The following is a 2085-nucleotide window of genomic DNA, read 5'->3' on the forward strand; positions in this document are numbered from 1 at the left end:
TCGCGTACCCCACGACGAGTCCGTCGCCCGCCGGCATGTCCGTCTTCGGATGCCGGAACGCGGCGAGGCCGTCGAGCGCGATGCCCTGCCAGGCGGCGGCCTTGACCGCGGACGCCTCGGTGCCGGGCGGCAGCCGCAGCACCGCGTGCAGCCCCGCCGCGACACCGGTGACCTCGACGTGCGGCGCGTGCTCGGCGAGCGCCGCGACCAGCCGGTCCCGGCGGCCGCGGTACCGCTGCCGCATCCGCCGCACGTGCCGGTCGTACGACCCCGACGCGATGAAGTCCGCCAGACACAGCTGGTCGAGGACGCTCGCCCACGCCTCCCGGTCCCCCTTGGCGGCCCGCACGGCCTCGACGTACCGCTCCGGCAGCACCATCCAGCCCAGCCGCACCGCCGGGGACAGGCTCTTGCTGACCGAGCCGATGTGGATCACCCGCTCCGGGTCCAGACCCTGGACGGCGCCGACCGGCTTGCGGTCGTAGCGGAACTCCCCGTCGTAGTCGTCCTCCAGGACCAGCCCGTCCCGCGCGCGGGCCCAGTCGAGCACGGCCGTCCGGCGCGCCGGGTGCAGGGGGCCGCCGGTCGGGAACTGGTGCGCCGGCGTGAGCAGCACGGCCCGCTCGCGCCCCAGCCGGTCCACCCGGGCTCCGTGTTCGTCCAGGGGGAGCGGCACCGTCCGCACGCCGGCGGCGGTGAGGACCTCGCGGTGGAACCCGAGCCCGTACGCCTCCACCGCGAGCGGCCCGCGCAGGACGCCCCCGCCGAACAGCAACCGCAGCGCGTGCGCGAAGCCGGAGCAGATCACGATCCTGCCGGGCTCGGTCCGTACGCCACGCGCGCGTGCGAGGTACTCGGTCAGCGCCTCCCGCAGTTCGGCCCGGCCTGCCGGGTCGCCCGGTCCGAACACCTCGTTGGGTGCCTGCTGGAGGGCCCGCCGGTAGGAGGCCAGCCAGGCCGTGCGCGGAAAGGCCGAGGCGTCCGGGGCGCCCTGCGTCAGGTCGTGGCGGGGACCACGCGCGTGTGCGGGCGCCCGACGGGGCACGCGGGCGGCCGGCCGCAGCGGCGCGGCGCGCTCCGCGACCCGGGTGCCCGAGCCCTGCCGGGCGGTCAGCCAGCCCTCCGCGACGAGTTCGGCGTACGCGTCCGCGACCGTGTTGCGGGCCACGCCGAGGTCCGCCGCGAGCGACCGGTACGGCGGCAGCCGGGTGCCCGGAGCCAGCCGCCCGCTGCGGACGGCCTCCCGCAGGGCCCGGATCAGCGCCGCGCGCCGGCCGCCCGGACCCGTCAGCTCCAGGTGCAGGTCGGACCCGATCCGCTCCGCCGCATTGACCCACGAATCCGCCACGGAAGTGCACCCTACCGTGGGTCTTTCCGGTCCGTAGGTTGAACGGCATGACGACGAACACGAGCACGAACGGCACCCCCGTGAAGGCGCCCCGGCTGGAGTTCGCCAAGGCCGCCCCGAGGGCCTTCCGGGCCCTGGTCGCCTTCGACGCCGCCGCCCGCGAGGGCCTCGACCCGCCCCTCGTCGAACTGATCCGGATCCGCGCCTCCCACCTCAACGGCTGCGCGTACTGCCTCCACATGCACACCAACGACGCCCGCGAGGCCGGTGAGAGCGAGGACCGGCTGCACATGGTCGCCGTGTGGCGCGAGGCCCGGCACTTCTTCACCGAGCGGGAGCAGGCGGCCCTGGCCCTCACGGAGGCGGTGACGCTGGTGGCCGGCGCGGGCGTCCCGGACGACGTCTGCGCCGAGGCCGCCGCGCGGTTCGACGAGCGGGAACTGGCCCAGGTGCTCGCCGTGATCCTCACCATCAACACGTGGAACCGCGTGGCGCTGTCCACGGGGAAGCTGGCGGGGACGGACGAGCGCTGAGTACAGGGGGGGGCGGGACGAGCGCTGAGTACGGGGAGGCGGTGGGGACGGGCGAGCGCCGAGTACGGCCCGAGGGAGGGTGGTCGTGGGGTGGTCATACCGCCATCGGCCGGTCGTACGGTCCGATCGGCGCCGGCAGCGTCGAACCGCCCGTCAGATGACGGTCCACGGCCGCCGCCACCGCCCGCCCCTCGGCGATCGCCC

General features: G+C 75.9%; 2 protein-coding genes. One reads left to right on the plus strand and one right to left on the minus strand.

The features are described 5' to 3' along the window. A partial coding sequence (locus RIM90_RS31455) for a PLP-dependent aminotransferase family protein (RefSeq protein ID WP_309064138.1) occupies positions 1–1348 on the minus strand: 1348 nt, incomplete at its 3' end. A 47-nt stretch (positions 1349–1395) separates the two neighbouring features. Here RIM90_RS31455 and RIM90_RS31460 point away from each other — a divergent pair. Continuing rightward, positions 1396–1881: a carboxymuconolactone decarboxylase family protein gene (locus tag RIM90_RS31460; RefSeq protein WP_309064139.1), complete on the plus strand. Its 486-nt coding sequence runs from the start codon at positions 1396–1398 to the stop codon at positions 1879–1881. Positions 1882–2085 lie beyond the last annotated feature (204 nt).

This window comes from Streptomyces sp., assembly GCF_031181555.1.
Lineage (GTDB): Bacteria > Actinomycetota > Actinomycetes > Streptomycetales > Streptomycetaceae > Streptomyces > Streptomyces fimbriatus.